Origin of the sequence: Bacteroides sp. 41_26 (assembly GCF_949740115.1) — a bacterium.
Lineage (GTDB): Bacteria > Bacteroidota > Bacteroidia > Bacteroidales > Bacteroidaceae > Bacteroides > Bacteroides nordii.
This window is the reverse complement of sequence record NZ_CATJGZ010000058.1, coordinates 108,106-131,894: the sequence shown is the minus strand read 5'-3', so window position 1 is coordinate 131,894 and position 23,789 is coordinate 108,106. Positions and strand designations below refer to the sequence as shown.

Annotated in this window: 15 protein-coding genes and 1 pseudogene; 8 read left to right on the top strand and 8 right to left on the bottom strand. The window is 40.4% G+C overall.

Annotated elements, in window-relative coordinates; genetic code table 11:
* Positions 1-3: 3 nt before the first annotated feature.
* Positions 4-4,317, bottom strand: coding sequence for a DUF5113 domain-containing protein (locus tag QX565_RS06065; protein WP_289291882.1), 4,314 nt, complete (start codon positions 4,315-4,317; stop codon positions 4-6).
* Between the two features lie 229 nt (positions 4,318-4,546).
* Here QX565_RS06065 and QX565_RS06060 point away from each other — a divergent pair, with 229 nt between their 5' ends.
* The gene (locus QX565_RS06060; RefSeq protein ID WP_221651097.1) at positions 4,547-5,485 is read left to right on the top strand and encodes a ribose-phosphate pyrophosphokinase; all 939 of its coding nucleotides are present in this window, start codon (positions 4,547-4,549) and stop codon (positions 5,483-5,485) included.
* 202 nt (positions 5,486-5,687) lie between these two features.
* On the opposite strand, the gene QX565_RS06055 is transcribed toward QX565_RS06060, so the two are convergent.
* The 5 genes and pseudogenes from QX565_RS06055 to QX565_RS06035 form a co-directional block, all read right to left on the bottom strand.
* Positions 5,688-6,839, bottom strand: coding sequence for an MORN repeat-containing protein (locus QX565_RS06055; RefSeq protein WP_221651096.1), 1,152 nt, complete (start codon positions 6,837-6,839; stop codon positions 5,688-5,690).
* A gap of 89 nt (positions 6,840-6,928) precedes the next feature.
* Positions 6,929-8,215 carry a M16 family metallopeptidase gene (locus QX565_RS06050; protein ID WP_221651095.1) on the bottom strand — a complete coding sequence of 429 codons (1,287 nt, stop codon included), beginning with the start codon at positions 8,213-8,215 and terminating at the stop codon, positions 6,929-6,931.
* Between the two features lie 15 nt (positions 8,216-8,230).
* Positions 8,231-8,983 carry a 3-deoxy-manno-octulosonate cytidylyltransferase gene (kdsB, locus tag QX565_RS06045; RefSeq protein ID WP_255586203.1) on the bottom strand — a complete coding sequence of 251 codons (753 nt, stop codon included), beginning with the start codon at positions 8,981-8,983 and terminating at the stop codon, positions 8,231-8,233.
* A gap of 36 nt (positions 8,984-9,019) precedes the next feature.
* A pseudogene (locus QX565_RS06040) lies at positions 9,020-9,397 on the bottom strand (2-amino-4-hydroxy-6-hydroxymethyldihydropteridine diphosphokinase); the annotation flags it as partial.
* Positions 9,381-11,717 carry a transglycosylase domain-containing protein gene (locus QX565_RS06035; RefSeq protein WP_289291879.1) on the bottom strand — a complete coding sequence of 779 codons (2,337 nt, stop codon included), beginning with the start codon at positions 11,715-11,717 and terminating at the stop codon, positions 9,381-9,383. The gene QX565_RS06035 and the pseudogene QX565_RS06040, both read right to left, overlap by 17 nt.
* A 561-nt stretch (positions 11,718-12,278) precedes the next feature.
* Between QX565_RS06035 and pyrB the strand changes: the two genes are divergently transcribed.
* The 6 genes from pyrB (at position 12,279) to QX565_RS06005 (ending at position 17,433) form a co-directional block, all read left to right on the top strand.
* Complete coding sequence (gene pyrB, locus QX565_RS06030) at positions 12,279-13,205, top strand: aspartate carbamoyltransferase (RefSeq protein ID WP_221651092.1); 927 nt, start codon at positions 12,279-12,281, stop codon at positions 13,203-13,205.
* A 17-nt stretch (positions 13,206-13,222) separates the two neighbouring features.
* Positions 13,223-13,687, top strand: coding sequence for an aspartate carbamoyltransferase regulatory subunit (pyrI, locus tag QX565_RS06025; RefSeq protein WP_221651091.1), 465 nt, complete (start codon positions 13,223-13,225; stop codon positions 13,685-13,687).
* A gap of 135 nt (positions 13,688-13,822) precedes the next feature.
* Positions 13,823-14,395 carry a flavin reductase family protein gene (locus tag QX565_RS06020; protein WP_289291877.1) on the top strand — a complete coding sequence of 191 codons (573 nt, stop codon included), beginning with the start codon at positions 13,823-13,825 and terminating at the stop codon, positions 14,393-14,395.
* A 93-nt stretch (positions 14,396-14,488) separates the two neighbouring features.
* Positions 14,489-15,187, top strand: coding sequence for a porin family protein (locus QX565_RS06015; RefSeq protein ID WP_255586202.1), 699 nt, complete (start codon positions 14,489-14,491; stop codon positions 15,185-15,187).
* 103 nt (positions 15,188-15,290) lie between these two features.
* Positions 15,291-16,571, top strand: coding sequence for a serine hydroxymethyltransferase (glyA, locus tag QX565_RS06010; protein WP_221651088.1), 1,281 nt, complete (start codon positions 15,291-15,293; stop codon positions 16,569-16,571).
* Between the two features lie 154 nt (positions 16,572-16,725).
* Positions 16,726-17,433 carry a TapB family protein gene (locus QX565_RS06005; protein ID WP_221651087.1) on the top strand — a complete coding sequence of 236 codons (708 nt, stop codon included), beginning with the start codon at positions 16,726-16,728 and terminating at the stop codon, positions 17,431-17,433.
* Between the two features lie 240 nt (positions 17,434-17,673).
* Here QX565_RS06005 and QX565_RS06000 read toward each other — a convergent pair whose 3' ends face one another.
* Both QX565_RS06000 and QX565_RS05995 read right to left on the bottom strand, forming a co-directional pair.
* A complete protein-coding gene (locus tag QX565_RS06000) occupies positions 17,674-19,341 on the bottom strand; it encodes a formate--tetrahydrofolate ligase (protein WP_289291875.1) in 1,668 nt (555 codons plus the stop codon).
* 82 nt (positions 19,342-19,423) lie between these two features.
* Positions 19,424-21,508 carry an outer membrane beta-barrel family protein gene (locus QX565_RS05995; protein WP_414429683.1) on the bottom strand — a complete coding sequence of 695 codons (2,085 nt, stop codon included), beginning with the start codon at positions 21,506-21,508 and terminating at the stop codon, positions 19,424-19,426.
* 246 nt (positions 21,509-21,754) lie between these two features.
* Here QX565_RS05995 and QX565_RS05990 point away from each other — a divergent pair, with 246 nt between their 5' ends.
* The gene (locus QX565_RS05990) at positions 21,755-23,767 is read left to right on the top strand and encodes an ATP-binding protein (RefSeq protein WP_321028729.1); all 2,013 of its coding nucleotides are present in this window, start codon (positions 21,755-21,757) and stop codon (positions 23,765-23,767) included.
* Positions 23,768-23,789 lie beyond the last annotated feature (22 nt).

Here is a 23,789-nt window from a genome sequence, read left to right as displayed (position 1 = left end):
TTATCATCGCCTGGGTATGGTAAAGTAAACAGTAAACCCTCCACCCACAGCAGGCTCGGCATTGATACGGCATCCACGTCGTCCGGCAAATTCATCATGATCGCGAATAATTTGCTTACATATCAAATATTCCGTACCGCGGAGTTCTCCTTTTTCACCAGCAGTCATGCGTGCCAGATTGGGATAAAACAATTGGTTCAGCTCTTCTACGCTCTTTTCTCGACGGGTATCAGTAAAAAGAAAGCGTACATATTCATCCTCTTCTTTGGCACTTAATTTCAATATTCCGTTTTCAGACCTATCGAGCGCTTCGTCTATCAGATTTTCAAGAAGAAAACGAAGTTGATTGATATCTCCGATAACCCGGCCCTCCATTGGTTCGATCATTAACTCAACTCCGGTTCTTTTTCCCTTACTAACCCTTCGGAAATACTTAGCTGCGTATTCAAAAAGATCGGAAACCTGAATCGTACTCCGCCGGAATGTAACCTCTTCCAATTGCCGGGAAGCACAGGAACTAAGGATGGTAAAGATGCCTTTATAGTACTCTATCAATTCACTGATAGCTTCCACATTCTCCCGTTCTTCTGTTTCCGAAAGATTTTGTGTATTCAACTTACCAACGATCTGTTTTATTTTATTGGGATAATAAACAGTCTCGTGTTTGATGGTAGAAAGGCAATTGTCGAGTACCATATTCTGAACATGCAGCATACTGTCTTCCCAGGAAGCACGTTGTGCCTCTTCATGTGCAGATTCAATATCCCGGTATTTCATTGCCAGTTTCACTACAGCATTGAACACTACGATTGCTACGTAACGGGCCACCAATTCAAACAGTAGCCGATCTGTTTCTAATTCAGTTCCCTCACGGCGTTCCAGGTAAAGTACACCTACGCACTGATGCTCTCCTCCAGCATCCACTACTAATGGGATAGCCTGTGCAAGCCCATCAGACTGATAAGTTTGCTCGTTGAAACAACATTGCATCAACTCAGGCATTATATCAAGCCGGGGATTGGAAGCAAACTCCAGATGATGTGTAGTCTCATTATACACGGCAAGGCTGAGCCGGTCAATTGTCAGTAGTTCGTTAATAGAATCAAATGCTTCGTCAACGAGTCGTTGTGGAATCTCTTTCAACGTATCCTCTTCGCGCTGCAAAGCTTCGGTCGACTCCTGTGAACGTATAAGTGAAGATGCAAAAACTTTTTTGTTTATCTCAAGCACCTGTTCCAAATTCAAACGGTTGAGTAGGCGTTTGCGTATATATATAAGATAATAGCCTGCCAGAGAAATTACCAGTAAAAGGATGCAAAGAATAATACCTACTATTTTGTTCGTTGTAGAACGTTCCAATTGGCGACAGTAGCCCTCTAATGACTGATCCTCACTTTGCAACTTATAAAGGGCTGTAAATGCTGCATTATTATAGTTATATCCATCCAACTGTTTTAACGCAAGAAAAGCAACGGCTGCTTCGTTTCTTATATCCAGTATTGCATGAAAATCCGAATCGAACATTTCATTCCACCAGGTCAGTTCTGCCGGAGTACCTTCACCAATCAGTTTCATATACCGGTACGGCCGGCGGGCATATTTCTTATAATGCCTGTTCAGTACCATAATAGCGGAGTCTGCATATTGCAGGGCTGCTTCATAATAGCCATCTACATTAGCAAAATAGGCTGCGTTGGCATAGTCTGATGCTTCGTCAAGCAATTGGTCATAATTGGAATCTGCTGCCAAAGTTAAAGAATCCATCGGAGAAACAACATATGCCAGTTCGGCCTCTTTCATACAAGAAGAGAACAGACACGAAGGCAATAGCAAACAGAACAAAATTCCCATTACCTTTCGTACTCCTGGCGGAAGGCGGAAATAGAAACGACTCCCCTTTCCCGGTTCGCTTTCAACGCTGAACAGACATACCCGGAACAAATCATTCGTTTTACGATACTTCTCAATAATGCCTTTGCAGTTCATCAGTCCGAAACCACTTCCCTTATTCTGTCGCAGCACTTCCGTATCCTCCGTATCTTTCATTCCGATAGCACGTGAATCATATACTTTTTCGCCAATAATACGCGCCACATCTTCGGCAGAAAGTCCGCGTCCGTTATCTTCCACCGATATTTCAACGTATTCTTCGGTCTGGCAGGCATAAATATGTATCTTCCCCCCTTCGGGAGTATATTTACGGGCATTTTCGGCCAGTGTATTTATCATAAACAAGGTCAACGCCCTGTCCGCCTTTACCAATGCTTGGGTGGGTTCTATTTCGAGTGTTTGATCCTTCATTTCGAAGGCTCTGCGTCCTTTTCCCAAAAGTTCAAAAAGCTCATTTAAACTGAAAATTTCTATATTCAGACTCAATGTACCCTGTTTCATCTTAATCCACAAGGCAAGAATATCATTATATTCATTGATCGTGGTTACTAATTCGTCAATATATTGGTATTTTTCTTTTTTGATTCGCGGGTCTTTCATGAAACCTTTTTCCGTGAGTTTGTGCACCTCGTTGAGTATGCGGTCTATATAAGGATTGATACCATTCACAATAGCAAGACACGACTTTTTTATCAGATTCTGACGTTTGTTGGCAGCAATATGCTGTTCATAGACATAACGTTGTTTTTCCAGCTGGTTACGCTCGTCACTGAGTAAAGCAATGGCCTGCTCATTATCCATAGCCCACTCAACGTAGGGTATCAATATATGTACTAATGCCTGCTCATCACGACTCAGCCGATGATTGTGGACGAAGTTTGTCTTTCCCTCTTCAGTAACTTCCAAAGTGATCCGGTCCGATCCGAATAGCCGGTCAATGCCTTGCTGGATAAGAGGTATATTCATCGGAATAGAAGCCGTAATATCCCGGCAAAGAACCAGCGTCTGTTGCAACCGTTCTGTGTAAATGCGATTTTTTATTTTGGAACGTTTATTGAAAATCCAGAATAAAACGATTACCAGCAACAAACCTACTGTAACAAAGAAAAGTACGATATTCAGCTGTTTGGACTCTGCTTCCAGATAGGCATAACGACTTTCCAGCTCTTTGTCCTGACGGGTATCATTTAATATATCCAGATAGATATTGCGGTTATAGTCAGATTCCGACTTCATGCCCAAACCTGCATAAGAAACACTCAACTGCTCACGAATACGGGATATCCATTCGGGTACAGTTTTGACCCTCTCTTGTCCTATCCACGTCATTTCGGTAAAAATGGTATCAGCACCGACAAAAGACTGTAATTTGTCTAATGTATCGGCTGCATGATGATAATACAAAAGATGGTGATAATTTACGCATTCCAATGCTTTGCCCAGAGAATCGAGTGCGTCAGAATACAAACCATGAGCATTGAGATATTTTCCGATAGAGACATAAGCACCGGCAATTTGATACAGGTCATCGTATTCTCTGAAGGTTTGCAATGCTTTTTCTCCCAATCTTAAAGGTAGCAAAGAGTCAATTGGTATGCCCAATTGCTTCAATGAATGTGAACGTCTTGAAACAATCAAGTCAAAATCTCCTTTAGGTATCAGCAGGTTAGCCAATCCCTGCATACTGTTCCCGACAAAATAAAGATAACCTTCGCGGGAAGCCAGTCTCCAGGTAGTATAGAGTTCGTCATATTCATGTAATTTCCGTTCGTCCGGTGTATCACCTTCACACAAAGAAGCCGATCCTTTGATATAATGAAAGTAAAGATATTGATTGGTATCCTCATTCAAAGCTTCGTCTTGCGGAATCTTATCCAGTGCTTCCATTGCTTCGGGACGTTGCTGAAGATAATAGTAATAAACGGCAGATACTATAAAGAACTCTGTGAAGGCATAATTCAACCGTAGTGTCTCATGCTTGTCTGCAAAAACATTGCTGTCTTCACGAATACGTTTCATTCGCCGGATAGCGCTGTTACGATAATCGTAATATTCTTTATTCATACCCGCCCGCTGATAGATCTTCATCAGCCCTACATCTGCAATAAGTAATTCCAATTCATTTTTGGTAAGTCCGTATACTTCTTTGTGTAACCCTTCGGCACGTTCAAAATCCATTTTCATGAATGCACAAAATCCCAAATTATTGCAGGCCTCTGCTTTCCCCTGATTATAAAGGCGGGATTTTTGATAGGCTTCTAATGCAGGATGATAGGAAGAATCCAGATTTTTGTAACGATAAGCATACGCTCTTCGATTCAAAGAGTCGATAAATCGTACCTCTTTAGTCGGTGCTGTACCGACACACGAAAAGAGTGCTGTAAGCAACAGCATGCACAGTATATACAAAGGCAGGTGACGGTTCATCGTTTCAATAATTGTTCAATGTACCGATATGCCAATTACCTGCGGTATGTTAAATAGTGCAGCCGATTGGCATATTATTTAATGGGTACATTATTTAATCTCGCAAATCTACAAATATTTCCCGTGAATAGGAATGAAAAAATATTTTTTCTACAATAAGTCTTTTAGATTGTCGGGAGATTTCATACCTTTGCGGGCAAATTAACAAATAGGTAACAACTATTATAAAATGAGCGAAAAAGCACCCTTTATGGTATTCTCGGGAACCAATTCGAGATACCTGGCAGAGAAAATCTGCGCTAGCCTCAATTGTCCTCTGGGAAACATGAATATCACCCATTTTGCAGATGGTGAATTTGCTGTTTCTTATGAAGAGTCAATCCGTGGTTCACATGTATTCTTGGTTCAATCCACTTTCCCAAACTCTGACAATTTAATGGAACTTCTGCTGATGATTGATGCAGCAAAACGAGCATCTGCGAAGAGCGTGGTTGCTGTTGTTCCATATTTTGGCTGGGCACGTCAGGACAGAAAAGACAAACCTCGTGTTTCTATCGGTGCAAAACTGGTAGCCGATTTACTTGCAGTAGCAGGTATTGACCGTCTGATCACAATGGACCTTCATGCTGACCAGATTCAGGGATTCTTTAACATTCCGGTTGACCATTTGTATGCTTCGGCAGTATTCCTTCCCTACATTCAGTCACTACATCTGGAGAATCTGGTTATCGCTACTCCTGACGTAGGCGGCTCAAAACGTGCAAGTACATTTTCAAAATACCTCGGTGTACCTTTGGTACTTTGCAATAAATCACGTGAAAAAGCTAATGAGGTTGCCTCTATGCAGATTATTGGTGATGTGAAAGATAAAAATGTTGTTTTAATTGATGATATCGTAGATACAGCAGGTACGATCACTAAGGCTGCCAACATCATGGTAGAAGCCGGTGCAAAATCTGTTCGTGCTATTGCAAGCCATTGTGTTATGTCAGATCCTGCTTCTTTCCGTGTGCAGGAATCAAATCTCACTGAAATGGTATTTACCGATAGTATCCCTTATTCGAAGAAGTGCGCTAAAGTTAAACAGTTAAGTATTGCAGACATGTTTGCTGAAACGATCAGACGTGTCGTTAGTAACGAATCAATCAGTTCACAATACATTATCTAAGACAAACGATCCTGATAAATAAAAAAGTGGCGGCACAAATAATAAAGATTGTGTCGCCACTTTTTGTAAAGCCCATTTTAAAGTGCAAATTAACGTAGATTTTTGTAGATCAAGAGTTCTACCATTTGAATTAATTCTTTGCGAAAATTTGCGTTAATCTGCGTTTCAACTAAAAAAAGTATCTTTTCCGTACGGGAGCTCCCTACTCCAATCTTCCGAATTTATAGCTCCCTTTACGAATAACTTTGCCATTACCATCTGTTTCAACAAACGGCCCGTGCTTCTTTCCTTGCTTGAAGAATCCTTCGTAACGGTGTCCGTCTTTATCTTCCTGGATACCTTTACCTTCTTCAAGACCATTTACAAATCCGCCTTTATACTTTGTACCATTGGTCAGAATTAATATTCCTTCTCCATTGGGTTGATTATTCTTCCACTCTCCATCGTATGTATCACCATTACTCCAAGTATACTTACCACGTCCGTTTCTTTTGTTTTCTTTCCAATGCCCTTTGTATACGGCTCCGTTTGCCCATGTAAATGTACCCTCACCATCCTGCATACCATTCTTGAAATTTCCTACATACTTATCACCATTTGCATGGTAATAGATACCTGCTCCAGTACGTTCACCTTGTACATATGAACCTTCATAGCGATCTTCTCCCAGATAGAAAATACCTTGTCCATGTTGCAGATCATCCATCCAGTCACCTACATATTTTTCTCCGTTGGTATATTCAAAAGTTCCTTTACCCTCTCGGACATCATTTTTCCATTCACCATCATATTTGCAGCCATTGTTCCATGCCAGCACACCTTTACCGTCTTTTTTGTCATTCTTCCAGTTACCTACATATTTCGAACCGTCTCTCCATGTATATGTACCCTGGCCCTCACGTTTATCATTAGCCCAGTTACCTTCATAGATATCTCCATTATGGTAATACATTGTACCCTGCCCATGCTGATAGTCCTGAAACCACATACCGTCATAACGGTTGTTATTCATAAAGTAGAAAATGCCTTTTCCGTGCTGCTGATCTTGGAACCACTGCCCTTCATATTTTTCTCCATCCGGAAAAGTATATATTCCGAAGCCTTCACGTTTTCCTTTTACATATTCCCCTTCGTATGTGTCTCCATTCTTAAAAACAGTCTTTCCTTTACCATTTGGTTTACGACCTTTCATTTCTCCGGTATACACGGATCCGTCTTTAAATGTATAGTTTCCTATTTTGATTTCAGTGGAAAAAGTATCCTTGATTTTTCCGAAAAAGCCACCTTTATTTTGTGCTACGGCTCCTTCCTGGGAAAGAAAAACCAATATGAGTGCAGTATATAGATATTTCATTAATTTACAAATTACAAGTTACGAATTACGATTAGCGATGTGACAAAGATACAATTTCTCAGGCAAAACACACAGTTATCATCGCCTTTTTATGACAACTTTTTACCTGCGATGACCTCTTTTAATGTCTCTTTGCACAAATAACGATTAGCCAATTCTTTAATTTCTTCCGGTGTAACTTCTTTTACAGCCTGCAATGAGCGGGCAAAATAAGCATCATCCAACTTTGAAGTATAGATGAACATCCATGCATCTGCCAGCGAGAAAGGAGACTCATAATTACGGCACATTTCTCCCAGCATATAGTTGCGTACCATTGTCAGTTCGCTCACAGGAACAGGTTCAACCCGAAGTCTGTCGATCTCATGATAGACCTCTCTGATTAAAGGTTCTACATATTCGTTATCGGCTTCCGTACTAATCAGAATCATGCCGCTTCCGGGATAAAACAGGGTACCTGCTGAAATACCATAAGTATATCCCTTATCCTCGCGTATATTAGACATCAACCTGCTGCCAAAATAACCTCCGAAAAGGGTCATCAATACACGTAGTTTCAGATAGTCAGGATGCGTACGTTCAATGGTTGTAGTACCCAGTTTTATGGCACTCTGCAATGCGTCATCTCGTTCTACAAATATTCTTTTATCGGCCATAGTGGTAAAAGTATATTCTTTTTTCACCAAAGGATACCGATAGTTACCAAAAGGAGTATTACCGAAAGCAGACTCTACCTTGCGAATAACGTCGTCTGTTACTTTACCGGACAGGAAAATAGAGCAATTACCGGAATGATAATATTCATTATAAAATTCACGAAGTACATCAGGAGTAATCAGGCGGTAATCTTCCTCTTCTGTCAAACGGCCACAGGGATGTTCGCTTCCATAAAGCGCAGTGAGCAAACTTCGCTGAGCCAGAAAATCAACTTTGGAAGAATTAACAAGATATTGCTGTATGTTTACATCGAGTACTGTGTTTAGTTCTTTTTCGGGAAAAAGAGGTTCTTTTATTATAGATTCCAGAACCTCAATTGTTTCAGCAAAATACTTGTTTAATGAATACAGCGTAATATATGCATATTCTGATGAACTGGAGAGTTCCAGCCACGCACCATAATAATCCAGTTTCTCTGCAATATCCGAAGCGGTATATTTACATGATCCTTCACGAAGCATCCGATTCGTGAAAAGAGCCTGTAATTTCTGAGTCTGTTGCCATCGTCCTCCGGCAAAGAGGATATCCATACGCACTACTTCCTGTTCCCCTGCCTTGATTACCGCCAGAGGAATACCATTGGACAACGTAGTCCGCATCGGGAGGGTAACAATTAAATTTTCCAAGTCCCGGATCTCGGGTTGTATCGTTCTATCCATGGCTGCGATATAAAATCATTTTCTATTTTTCAGAAATTCCTCTGCCCGTACGAGATCCTGAGGAGTATCAATACCAATTGTTTCTACTTCACTGACTCCTACCTTGATTGTATAACCATTCTCCAGCCAACGGAGTTGTTCCAACGATTCGGCTAGCTCTAGAGAAGACTGCGGAAGCGAAGTAATCTCTTTCAATACTTCGGTGCGATAGGCATAAAGTCCGATATGTTTATAATAGGTATGACTTTGGAGCCATTCGGATTTTTCCACACCACGTAGATATGGAATTATAGAACGACTGAAATACAATGCATTCCAGTTCTTGTTTACTACTACTTTAGGCGAATTTGCATTTTCCAGTGTTTCAAAAGCATCATTGGTATCAAATGGTTTGACTAATGTAGCAATTTGAGTCGTTATATCCTCAAAACAAGCTTTTATAGCCTGCAATTGTGATGGCTGAATAAATGGTTCGTCACCTTGTATATTGACTACGACATCAAAGTTACCACCAATTTTAGTCGCAGCTTCATAACAGCGATCCGTGCCACTTTTATGTTCTACAGATGTCATGACAACTTTACCACCGAAAGCTTTTACCGCAGCTTCAATACGTACATCGTCTGTTGCCACGTAGGCATCGTCAAGAATTCCTGCCACTTGTTCGTATACACGCTGTATCACGGTTTTCCCTCCAAGGATAGCCAATGGCTTTGCAGGAAAACGCGTAGAAGCATAGCGGGCAGGTATTATTCCTATAAATTTCATATCATTTAAATCTAAACAGTAATCTAACTCTTTTAATCCCTTCCGAACATATTCTCGTTCCATATCTTCTGGCTTCAGTATCTTGCCGTTGTACATCAATAAGTCTATATCCAGACAGATTTTCTCTTTTGCTTTATCACCCGGACGGCGACCAGCTTCATGTTCAATGGCTTTCAATTTATCTACTACACACACCTCCTCAAGTCCGGTAATAAACTCCGCCACTTGATTGGAAAACAATGCGGAACTCCTCAAATGCAACGGCTCTGTTTCCTCCTCTGTTGCAAAACGAACAGTAGGAAACAGAGCCTGTAGTCTTTGGCGTGCCAGAAGGAGGTTCTCCTTCCGGTCATAGTTACTTCCAATACAGATAAGACAACTTTTCAATGCAGAATTTTTAATTAAAAAGATCATCCAGTCCAAGCTCTCCAGAGTCTTCTGAGCTAACCTCCGATCCGGCACAAGGATCAAATCCTTCGGGCAACTGGAAATGCTCTGACGGATCATATCCCAGTGTCTTATCGTCAAATACCTTTTTCATATATTTTCCCCAGATAGGCAATGCCAAAGAAGCTCCTTGTCCGTAGGTCATCGTATCAAAATGAATATCACGTTCTTCGCCTCCGACCCAACAACCGGATACAAGTGAAGGAATAAAGCCCATAAACCAACCATCAGAATTAGCATTTGTAGTACCTGTTTTACCACCCATATCGGCTGTAATACCATATCGGCTGCGAACACGTCCACCGGTACCCTCGTTGATTACCGCACGGAGCATGACCAACATTTTATAGGCGCTCGACGCACTGATCACTTCATCCATTTGCGGAGCAAACGTTGCAAGTACGTTACCTTCATTATCTTCGATGCGGGTAACAAACAGAGGTGCCACACGGATACCCTTATTGGCAAATGCCGTATAAGCACTCACCATCTCTCCTACCGAAATTTCACACGGACCGAGGCAAAGCGATACAGTTGGCATTATGTCTTTGTTACGAACTCCGAAACTATGTATCAACCGCACCAACGCATACGGATTCAGTTTTCCCATCAGATATGCCGATACCCAATTGCTTGAATTAGCCAATCCCCATTTCAAAGTTACAAGTTCTCCATAACGTTTTTTGGTACTATTACGGGGAGTCCAGGGGATACCGTTTTCATCCATTAGCGTCTGCTCTACGTGCCGGGTTTCGTCACAAGGAGAGTACCCGTTTTCCATGGCGAGCGTATAGAGATAGGGCTTTATTGTAGATCCCACCTGGCGGCGTCCTACCATAGCCATGTCATACTTGAAATAGTTATAGTTGGGTCCTCCCACATATGCTTTTACATGTCCGTTGAACGGATTCATTGACATAAACCCTGTACGTAGAAAATGCTTATAGTATTTAATAGAATCCATCGGTGTCATGATGGTATCTTTTTCACCTGCCCAACTGAATACAGACATTTCCTCCGGTGTATTGAATGCCTTCTTGATTTCAGCCTCCGAAGCCCCGTCTTTTTTCATTGCCCGGTAACGATCTGTTTGCTTCACAGCTCTTTCAAGGATTTCGTCAATCTGCTGTTGAGTCAGCATATTGCTGTATGGTGCTTTTTTACGACCTTTTTTTTCTTTGAAGAATTGTGCCTGTAAATCTTTCATATGTTCTTCTACAGATTCTTCGGCATAACGTTGCATGCGCGAATCGATGGTCGTATAAATTTTTAAACCATCGGTATAGACATTGTAATTTGAACCATCCTTCTTTTTATTCTTTGCACACCACCCATAAAGAGGATCGGTTTCCCATGAAAGTGAATCCTCATAAAATTTCTGCATTTGCCAACCACGATAATCGCTTTTATCCGGTTTTTTGGCAGTCAGTACTCCACGCAGATATTCACGGAAATAAGTTGCAAGACCTTCATTATGCCCTACGCGATTGTAAGTCAGCGTTAACGGAAGCGCCTGCAAGGAATCACGTTCTGCTTCGGTAATGTATCCTGCTTTTTCCATTTGACCAAGAACTACATTGCGACGTCCCAAAGCGTTTGTCCTTATCTTGGAATTGCGGGATACCGGATTGTAGAGTGAAGGATTCTGGCACATACCTACCAACATGGCGGCTTCTTCTGTTTTCAGATCTTTGGGTTCGCAACCGAAATAAGTGTGAGCTGCAGTTTTTATACCTACTGCATTATTCAAGAAGTCAAATTTATTAAGATACATCGTCAGAATTTCTTCTTTTGTATAGTAGCGTTCCAGCTTCACAGCAATTACCCATTCAATCGGTTTTTGAAGAAGGCGCTGAAGTGTATTACTTGCTACATTTTCAGTAAACAACTGTTTAGCAAGTTGCTGAGAAAGTGTACTTCCCCCACCTGCACTTTTCTGCATCAGGATACCACGTTTTACGATGGCTCTGGAGAGAGCTTTTACGTCAATACCCGAATGTTGAGCAAAGCGGACATCTTCGGTGGCAATCAAAGCATTAATGATATTGGGAGATAAATCAGCATAACTGCTGTAAACACGATTATTCTGGTTTAATGAAAAAGTTCCGAGTACTTTTCCGTCTTCGGAAAATATCTCGGCTGCAAATTTATATTCCGGATTTTCGAGCTCTTCCACCGGAGGCATATAACCTATCCAACCATACGATATGGAAGCAAAAATACCCACACAAAACAGTACTACTACAACGAGGAATATCCAGAGGGCTTTTATTATTTTTTTTATCATTGCGTTCTGTTACGAAATTATCAGTTTATTAAGTTGCAAAGATAGTTATTATTCAGAGAACGTACAAATTTCAATTCAAATCAAAGTTATTGAAAAGCAAAAAATAACTAATAGCCTGCATGGTTCTCCTAAGAAATGTGGACTTATTGTAACTATAAAATCGACAAACTATAACTGGCATTTTGCTGTCCGGTAATCAGATGTTATTTCAATTTCCTTTTCTATAATAGTAGTTTCTTTAATCTATTTGACTTATTTACAGCGCACTTTTTGCAAATCACAACAGAAGGTCTATGAACTGCGTAGGCCACTGTGATACCGTAAACACCGTTTTTAGTCATTCTTGGTTTAGATCGTTTCTGGACAGACTCACTCGGTTTAAATGCGACTGTAGCCGGGGTGGGTACTAAAATTAAAGGTTCAAAATTGAAAATCAGCTGTACTATCACGCCGCATGGTAATTTTCAGCTTTCAATTTTCCATTTTATAATTGCAGATACCGCATTTTCTCACTACCTTTACAGTCTGAAAACAAGTTCTATCAATATTAAAGATAACAGAATGGAAAACAGAAGTTTAGTAACCATTGCCGAGCATTCAAAAGAAAAAATACTTTATATGCTTGAAATGGCGAAGCAGTTTGAACAAAATCCCAACCGCCGGCTACTTGAAAATAAAGTGGTAGCCACCCTGTTCTTTGAACCATCTACCCGTACCCGACTTAGTTTTGAAACAGCTGCCAATCGCCTTGGCGCACGTGTTATTGGGTTTAGTGATCCGAAAGCGACCAGCTCATCCAAAGGCGAAACGCTGAAAGATACGATTAAAATGGTAAGTAATTATGCCGATATTATCGTAATGCGTCATTATTTGGAAGGAGCTGCCCGTTATGCAAGCGAGATAACAACGGTACCTATCGTGAATGCCGGAGACGGAGCCAATCAGCATCCATCGCAGACAATGCTCGATCTTTACTCAATCTACAAAACGCAAGGTACACTCGAGAATCTAAATATCTATCTTGTAGGCGATCTTAAATACGGCCGTACCGTTCACTCACTACTTATGGCCATGCGCCACTTCAACCCAACTTTCCATTTCATAGCTCCCGATGAACTGAAAATGCCGGAAGAATATAAAATATATTGTAAAGAGCATAATATAAAATATGTAGAACATACTGATTTTACCGAAGAAACGATTGCTGAAGCCGATATCCTTTATATGACTCGGGTACAACGCGAACGCTTCACCGATTTGATGGAATACGAACGTGTGAAAAACGTATATATCTTACGCGCCCAGATGCTGGAGAACACACGGCCTAATCTGCGTATTCTTCATCCGCTACCTCGTGTCAATGAAATAGCTTATGATGTGGACGAAAGCCCGAAGGCCTATTACTTTCAACAGGCACAAAACGGTTTGTATGCTCGTGAAGCCATTCTGTGTGATGTATTAGGAATAACATTGGAAGATATAAAATAGAGTTAATGACCAAAAATATGAACGAAAATAAACAAGCCCTGCAAGTGGCCGCCCTTCGGAACGGGACTGTCATCGACCATATACCCAGCGAAAAACTGTTTACCATCGTGCGGTTACTTGGACTGGAACACATGAAGAATAACATTACTATCGGCTTTAACCTTGAAAGTCAAAAACTGGGACGAAAAGGTATTATCAAAATAGCTGATAAGTTTTTTTGTGATGAAGAAATTAACCGCATTTCAGTAGTGGCTCCACATGTGAAGTTGAACATTATCCGTGATTATGAAGTTGTAGAAAAGAAGGAGGTACGCATGCCGGACGACCTGAAGGGAATTATAAAATGCGCCAACCCTAAATGTATCACAAATAATGAGCCAATGCCCACACTTTTTCATGTAGTGGATAAAGACAACTGTGTAGTGAAATGCCATTATTGCGAAAAGGAACAACGGAGAGAAGAATTTACAATAACCAAATAATTTACGATTAGACAATTTACTATTTACGATTGAAATAACTCTTTATGTATAGATTGACAGTAAATGGTATTCTTCAATCGTAAATAATCTAATCGCAAATCTACTTTAATTGTCTAACCGTAAATGTTTAATTTTATGCGTGTTGACTGGAAACCTGGAACAATGATTTATCCGCTGCCAGCCGTCATGGTGAGTTGCGGAAACAATGAAAGCGAATATAATATAATTACGGTGGCATGGACGGGAACGATTTGTACGAACCCGCCCATGTGTTATATATCCATACGTCCGGAACGTCACTCCTATTCTATTATAAAGAGAAACATGGAATTTGTGATTAATCTCACAACGGCAGATATGGCATTCCCTACAGACTGGTGTGGAGTACGTTCAGGGAAAGAGTATCATAAGTTTGAGGAGATGAAATTAACACCGGGTAAATGTACCGTAGTCAATGCTCCGCTTATTGAGGAATCACCACTTTGTATTGAATGCAGAGTAAAAGAAATCGTATCGTTAGGATCACACGATATGTTTATCGCCGACGTAGTAAATGTACGTGCTGACGAAGGTCACCTAAACCCGGAAACCGGAAAACTGGAACTGGCAGAAGCCAATCCACTGGTGTATGTTCACGGTGGATACTACGAACTGGGGAATAAAATAGGAAAGTTCGGCTGGAGTGTAGAAAAGAAGAGGAAGGATTGAAGAATTGATTTATGAATTATGAAAGGGATTAGATATAGATTATGGCGTGGATGTTGGAACCGCAAAGTGGTGGTAATACTGGTATGTGCCCTTATGGGTACATTGCCTGCCTTTGCGCAAGAAAACACACAGAATAAAACAGACCGTCCCAATCATAGAAGATTCAATATCGGGGTAAAAGCAGGCTTTAACGCTTCCATGTTTCTGGTATCAGATTTTAAGATTAAAGATGTAACCATTGATGAGATTCAGAACAACTATAAACTTGGTTACTTTGGTGCACTTTTCATGCGTATCAACATGAAAAAGCATTTCATTCAACCGGAAATATCCTACAATGTCAGTAAATGTGAAATAACGTTCGATAAGCTGGGATCACATCATCCGGACATTGAGCCGGATTATGCTTCGGTCACCTCTATGATCCATAGCATTGATTTCCCAATGCTCTATGGATACAATGTAGTGAAAGAAGGTCCCTATGGTATGTCTATTTTCTTTGGACCCAAACTTCGTTATATCTGGGGAAAGAAAAATGAAATCACTTTTGAGAATTTCGATCAGAAAGGAATACATGAACGTTTGTACCCATTCAACCTGAGTGCCGTTATCGGTGTTGGTGTCAATATTTCCCGTATATTCTTCGATTTCCGGTATGAACAGGGCGTACACAACATTTCAAAATCGGTAACATACGACAATATCAATTCCGATGGAAGTACCGGAGTAAGTAATATTACCTTTCATCGGCGCGATCAGGTACTCAGTTTCTCACTTGGAGTGATATTTTAATAGATAAATCTGCTTTTTTTTGTCGGATTATCATTCTTTTTCCATAAATTTGTGCGCTTAATAAAGAATCTCCAATAAGAAACTTATTTTTATACAATACAGAATGAAAAGAGACGATTTAATTTTCGATATTATCGAAAAAGAGCATCAACGTCAGCTTAAAGGTATTGAGCTGATAGCATCAGAAAACTTCGTGAGTGACCAGGTGATGGAAGCAATGGGTTCCTGCCTTACCAATAAATACGCGGAAGGGTATCCCGGTAAACGTTATTATGGGGGATGTGAAGTGGTAGACCAAAGCGAACAAATAGCTATCGACCGCTTGAAAGAAATCTTCGGTGCTGAATGGGCGAATGTACAGCCTCACTCAGGAGCTCAGGCAAATGCGGCTGTATTCCTTGCCGTATTAAATCCGGGAGATAAATTTATGGGATTAAATCTGGCACATGGCGGACACCTTTCTCACGGTTCATTAGTCAATACTTCCGGTCTTATCTATACTCCATGTGAATACAATCTTAATAAAGAGACAGGCCGCGTTGATTACGATCAAATGGAAGAAGTAGCTTTGCGCGAACGTCCCAAAATGATTATCGGTGGTGGCTCGGCATACTCTCGTGAATGGGATTACAAACGTATGCGTGAAATAGCAGATAAGGTGGGTGCTATCCTTATGATAGATATGGCACACCCTGCCGGACTTATTGCTGCCGGCCTGCTGGATAATCCTCTGAAATATGCACACATCGTCACATCAACAACACATAAAACATTGCGTGGTCCACGCGGAGGCGTTATCATGATGGGTAAAGACTTCCCTAATCCATGGGGTAAGACTACTCCGAAGGGAGAAATCAAAATGATGTCTCAGTTACTGGATTCAGCTGTATTCCCCGGAATTCAGGGTGGTCCGTTGGAACATGTTATTGCAGCCAAAGCCGTTGCTTTTGGCGAATGCTTGCAACCAGAATATAAAGAGTATCAGAAACAAGTACAGAAAAATGCAGCTGTGCTGGCTCAGGCACTGATTGAACGTGGTTTTACAATCGTATCCGGCGGTACAGATAATCACTCAATGCTAGTAGACCTGCGCTCAAAATACCCTGATTTGACAGGTAAGGTAGCAGAGAAAGCATTGGTAGCTGCTGATATTACAGTAAATAAAAACATGGTACCGTTTGATAGCCGTTCTGCATTCCAGACCTCTGGTATACGTTTGGGTACTCCTGCCATCACTACTCGTGGCGCAAAGGAAGATTTAATGCTGGAAATTGCTGAAATGATTGAAACAGTACTCTCTAATGTTGATAATGAAGAAGTAATAGCACAGATTCGTGCACGTGTCAACAAAACGATGGAGAAATATCCGATCTTTGCTTATTAAAGACCGGAACACATAAATTAATAATTTAGACTTATACCCGTGTATCTTCTTCACAGATGATACACGTTTTTTTTTTCTTCTTTGTGAACCTTTTGTGCCAAATGGCGTTCTTACTACATAAAAACGAGAAAAGATAATAAACCTATACTTAATTATGAAGCTGAAAAATCTATTATTAATGGGCGTTATGCTAATTGCAACCAGCGCCGTAGCTCAGGAGAGCTGTACCTTCTTCTTCCCCAACCAGGAGGGACAACAAGTAACTCGCAATTGCTATACAGCTAACGGGAAGCTCTCCAACATCCTCGTTTATCGTGTAGACCAGGTCTATGATTATCCATCCGGTACAGAAGCAATAGCCAGTTACACCTTCTCCAATGCTGCTGGTAAACTTATCAACTCCGGGCAAATGGTAGCACGCTGTAACGACGGAGATTTCTCTATGAGTATGAACGGTGCCACCACTTTCCCTGCTGCAATGGATATGATGAATACAGATGTATACATGATCGGCGATCTGATGAATTATCCGGATGCTATGTCTGATCCGACAAATCCGGACGATGATGATGAATTTGACGATGCTACCATACGCTTGTATCAAAAAGGGAACAAAAACAATCGTGCAGAAGTAACTCTCTCTGATCGTCGGTTTGTTGCTACAGAAAGTGTAAATACTCCCGCAGGTCCTTTTTATTGTACGAAAATTAAATATGACATAGACATCTGGACACCGAAAGGAAAGATAGAGGGTTACGGATACGAATGGTATGCTCCCAATATCGGTATTGTCCGCTCCGAACAATATAACAAGAAAAACGAATTGCAATCTTACAGTGTGTTAGAAAAAATCAAGAAATAACACACTGGACTCTATATATACCCAAGAGTGTGGTGTTTCTATACGGAAAAGTTACATTTAACAATGGATTTCTTTACGAAAGAAGAATCTCCACATTCTTTCCAAAAAAAACAGAAATTGAGTAGTTACTAAACCCATAGTAGCTACTCAATTTTTAATAATGTGCCAATTGTGCTACGCTATATCGGTACAGCGTAGCACAATTGGCACATTGATATATCATATTTGGCACATTATTCATCAGCTCAGCCCGTCTATTTCGCCATCAATAATGTCTATATGTTTGGCTTGCGGCTCTTTGGGAAGTCCCGGCATACGCATGATCTCACCAGCAATGGCAACAATCATTTCTGCTCCGTTATTTATTACAATATCTTTAATGTGGAACTCAAAGTTGTTTACTGCGCCATATATCTTCGGATCGGCAGAGAATGAATATTGCGTTTTAGCAATACACACCGGATAATGAGTGATCCCCATCGTTTCGGCAAGTTTGATTTTCTTACGGGCTATCGTGCCGTATGTAATCACGCTTGCGCCATAGATACCAGTGGCCACTTTCTCTATCTTCTGTTCTACGCTATCCTCATCTTTATAAGTGAATTGTAAGGGTGCGGATGGTTTCTTCTCAACAGTTTCCACAACGAGATTAGCCAGATCTACAGCTCCCTCTCCTCCTTCACTAAACGCATTATTAATGGCAAAGCCCACTCCTAATTCTTCGCAATGACGACGAAGTAACTCCATCTCCTCATCCGTATCACTAGCAAACTTATTGAATGCAACAATTACCGTCTGGCCGAAAGCACGAAGGTTACGGACATGTTTATCGAGGTTACGAAGTCCTTCTTTCAAACCTTCCATATTGGGATCTTTAATGCGGTCAAGACTAACACCACCATGCATTTTCAATCCCTGTGCTGTGGCGACAATAATAGTCAGTCGAGGCTGTACACCACTCTTCCGACATTTTATATTGTAGAATTTCTCTGCACCAAGATCAGCTCCAAAACCGGCCTCTGTGATTACATAATCACCAAAAGTCATAGCCATCTTAGTTGCCAGGATAGAATTACAACCATGCGCAATATTAGCAAACGGACCACCGTGTACAAAAGCTGCTGTATTCTCTGTTGTCTGCACCAAATTGGGATGAATGGCATCTTTTAGTAAAACGGTGATTGCACCAGCCACACCAAGATCTTTTACCGTGAATGGCTTATCATCGTAGGTAAAACCAAGCAGTATATTCTCAATGCGGCGGCGAAGGTCTTCCATATCGCTTGCCAGGCAAAGAATAGCCATAATCTCTGAAGCAGGAGTAATGTCGAAACCCGATTGCATAGTGATGCCATCTGTCTTCGCCCCCAGTCCGGTAACAATGTTACGCAAAGAGCGATCATTTACATCGAGCACCCGACGCCAAAGGATTTCTTTTAGTCCAAAGCCATTGGATTGGTTCTGATACAGAAAGTTATCCAATAAAGCAGAGATCATATTATGTGCCGAAGTGATGGCATGGAAATCACCTGTGAAATGCAGGTTTATCTTATCCATAGGAAGTACCTGGGCATATCCTCCTCCCGCTGCACCACCTTTCATGCCAAAACAAGGACCTAAAGACGGTTCACGCAAAGCTACAATCGCTTTCTTGCCTATTTTATTAAGCCCCAGAGCCAGACCGATAGAAACAGTTGTCTTACCAATTCCGGCTTTAGTGGCAGTAATGGCAGTTACCAGTATCAGATTACTCTGTTTTACTTTTTCTTCGTCTATCAATTGCTCGGGGATTTTTGCAATGTAACGACCATAGTTTTCCACTTCGTCACGCGGGATGCCAATACTTTCAGCAACCTGCTTTATTTTCTTTAGTTCCGTTCCACGGGCTATTTCTATATCTGATTTCATATCGGGTAATTATTAGTTTCGCATTTAAGATTGCAAAATTAACAATTAACTCCATACAAAAGTTGGAATAAGCAGAGAAAAATCACTTAAATCGTGAAGTATCTACTGCCTCCCGCTGTTTCTCCTTATAGCCGCCAAACTTATATGTAAATGAAACACCGAATTCACGGAAGCAGGAATAGTTATTCGTTACATTCTGTGTAGCAAAGTGGATACGTGGCGAAATTTGTCCGGTTTCAAAGATATCATTACAGCGTAAAGTGAGCAAAGCTTTTCCTTTTGCAAACGTATATCTCATAGCTGCATCTACATTGCCGGATGCCGGTAAATCATAAATACCTTGTATTGCTTTACTACGTACCATACCACTGATGATAACTTTAATATCCGGCTTACCGGAAAGTGTAAACGTATTGTTCATAAGAGCCATACCATAACAAATCTTACGGTCAAAAGGAATATCCCAGAAATCACTGTCTTTCTGTCGGTCATATACTCCGATCAGAGTAATGCGAGAGCTTAACCACTCTTTCACTTTAAAAGGGATAACCGCCTGTAGTCCTATCTGTTGCTTCTTATCGAAATTTAAATACTTATAGATTTCCAACAAGCGATCAGGAGATTGATACAGTGTTTGGGTTGAGTAATCCTTCGTTTGGCTGTACCAGGCAGTAAACATATACTTACTTTTCAAAACATATGTGAGTTGTGCCTGGTAATCAATATCCGGCTTCAAGGACGGATTGCCATGAATCTCAGAATATCCGCCTCCTAAATAGGAAATAGCATCTTGTGTAGCCCAATAATCCGGATAATTTTTATCACTGCTAAAAGAAAGTTGCCAGATATTTCCGGCAGATGGAACATAGTTGAGATTCAGAGTCGGATAAAAATTCCATTCATTCCAGACAGGTGTATGAAACTGTTCGGTAGCCAGCGAAACATCCAGTGATAATTTATCACCGAAACTTTTATTAAATCCGGCATAGAAGTTCAAGGTCTGTTCACGGCGGCGCGATTTCATGTTGTTGTTCCCAGGCAACAATTCACCACTTTCAGGATTATAATAATACTGATAACTATGATCTATGCTGGTAGTATAAACCGCTCCGTAATTGATTCCCCAACCTTTACCCAGATCTTGTTCCTCAGAAAGGAAAAACTTCCAACGATTAATACGTTGACAATCATCGCTCAGAAAATCAAGTTCGTCATCATTTAAACGACTATGTAACAATTGGGTAGAAGGAGACTCATAGAATGTAAATTCTGCACTTGCCTTCAAGCCAAATGGAGTACGATAATCCACACGTCCATTATGGAGTTGATCCGTACTACGTGTTTGCGTATTAGATGTTTGTGCTCCTTCTACTGTAGTCCGGTTATGCCCATTAGTGAACGTACCATTATAAACAAAGTTCAATTGATGTTCATTAGCAATCATGTAATCCGCACCAAGACGAATGCTATGTGTATTGTGCCGGCTACGCTGTATCTCATGTGTATTCATAGGGTATATATTACCATCCGACAGCGTATGCAAAGCCTCCTTGTCCGTTAAAAAATAGTTGCGTCCATGTCCGTAAGAGTAAAGAAAGTCAGCAGAGAATTTATTTCCGGAATAAAGGAGGCTTGCACGCTCGGTCAATACTTCATAATGTTTCTGTCTGTAATCGCTAAAAAGTTCTCCCTGAAAAGAAGGAGCATTTCCTCCCCCTTGTTTCAGACAAATATTTATCATGGCTCCACGAACCTGATAGCGTGCCGGGGCGGAGTACATCACTTCAGCTTTCTCAATACGGCTTGAAGGAATACTCTTTAGCAACGCATTCAGCTGTTCGGTACTCATAGTAGTCACTTTACCATCTATGACTACAGTAACACTCTGTCCGGCAAGTGTGATACTACCGTTCATTTCTGCAACTCCCGGAAGTTCCTTGACTGCATCATAGGCATTATCGACAGGCAAATCATTAATGAGCCGTGGTATGTCATATACCAACTTGCCTTGTGTGGCTTTTACAATGGGACGTTCGCCTTTTATCATCACTTCAGGCAATTCGTGATAAATACTATCAATATAAGTATCCAAGCTATCTTGAGACTGTGCACACAAGTGTGTTAACCCCATGCCAATCATAGTAAACAGTAAATAAATTCGTTTCATATTGTATCTGGTTTTAGTGATAATGCAAAATACGCCAAAAATCAGTTTAGTCTGCGTTATCCGAAACTTATGTAGTGTTATCTACTGTTATCAGATATGCTATTTAAAGTTAATCTTAAAAGTATTTCTTGATGTCATTAGTAATAAATTAAAGAAAAGCCATTTATGAAATAAAAAATGGATGTAAAAAGATAGTTATATACAGAATATATTGTAAATTTGCATATACAAACAACCCAAACAAACATGATTCGATATATAATCTCCACTCTCTTTTGTTTCAGAATAGTATTCTCGGCCTATGCTGTTGATACTCATATAAAAGATAGTTTGCTGCAGCAATTAACACATACGACAGAACCATCGCAAAGAATCCAAATTTATAGAAATCTGGCGGATGTATGTTTTGAATCACCTGATGAAAAAACATACTTATTAAAAATGTATCACGAAGCTCGTCAGGCTGGTGACAAAGCAAGTATGGTAAATGCGTTGACCGATCTTAGTTATATAGCCACCGATAACGCTCAAATGGATTCAGTTTTTTACTACATAAATTTAATAAAGAAGGTAGGTACTCCGGAAATAATAGCTGCGTTACCTGCTTATATTCATATGCGCTATTTTGATACGCTATGCTATGAAGGTAAAGCTGCAGAAGCTATTGATAACGAATCAGACTATCTGAAAGATAACAGCCAGGATAAACAAGATGTGTATAACAAAGTAGCCAAAGCATACATTACCGGAAGTAGTCTCCGCTCGAATGGAATGATCAAAGAATCTCTCCCCTATTTGAAAACAGCTTATGAACTATCACGGAATATATCAGATGTATATAATAAATATATGTTCAAAAGCATGGTGAGCTGGCGCCTGAGTAACACTTACGGTCGAATAAATAAACGTGACTCTGCAACTTGTATTCTTGAAGAATTTCTACATGACCAACTGCAATATTATGATACATATTATAAACAACGTCCTTATTATAACATTGCGACACGCAAGCTTCAGACATATTCTATGATATTGACTAACAATGTATTAGATAATCCTCAAAAGGCACATAAATACTGGCTGCAGATTGTAGCTCTCAGTAAGGAATTGACCAGTTTAAGTGATCGGTATAACTATTTCTTATCTATGAGCAACTATTACATAAGCCAGAAGCCAAAACCAGATTACGAAAAGGCACTATTGGCCAATGATAGTCTCATAAAATTTGCGCCCAATATTGCACCCAACAATATACCAGGGTTGTATAACACTGAATCAAGCATCTATGAGAAAATGGGCAAATATAAAGAGGCGTTGGAATATCTAAAACTCTCATATCAGTCCAAAGACTCACTTACAAATAATGAGATGCTTAAACAACTCAGTGAGCTTCAGGTAAAATATGACATAAACAAACTTAATAATGAGAAGTCGCAACTTGAAATAAAGAACAAACGTATCCTCCTTGTATTTCTCTCCAGCATATTGGTCATTGTTGTCGTTGTATGCCTGTATTTGTTCTATAGCCTGAGAAAAGAGAGAAACATGAAAATCAGCTTGCAAAAACTCAACCAGAAAGCTATGGAAAGTGAGAATATGAAAACGGCTTTCATCAATTCTATATGCCATGAGATACGTACTCCTTTAAATGCAATTGTAGGCTTTTCTGATTTGATATTCAATGAGGAGATTGACGAAGAGATACGTCAGGAATTCCCCAAAGAGATACAGAGTAATACGACAATGTTGATTACATTAATAAACAATATGCTGGAAGTTTCCAGTCTTGATGTATCAAAAGAGAAACTGCCATGTGTCCCTACAGATATCAATAATATCTGTCAGTACGAAATGGATTTATTGATGAAGTTCGCTAAACCGGATATAAGTTATCAGCTGGATCTGCTCCAGGAGTCAATTCATATCCCAACCCACGAAAAATATCTTTCCCTTGTGGTAGAACACCTGCTGAATAATGCCAATAAATTCACAGAAAAAGGAAGCATCACGCTTAGTTGTCGGCTGGATACTGAACGCCAACAGCTCTCTATCAGTGTATCTGATACTGGTTGTGGGATTCCAAAAGACAAATACGAAGAAGTCTTTAAACGTTTTTCAAAGCTCAATACTTTTGTTCAAGGCAACGGGCTCGGACTTTATCTTTGCCAGCTTATTATCAGTCGCTTGTCTGGGGATATATATATCGACCCGGCATACAATCGGGGAACACGGGTAGTAGTAACCTTACCAATAACATGAAAATGGAGGGAAGTGTTATTTA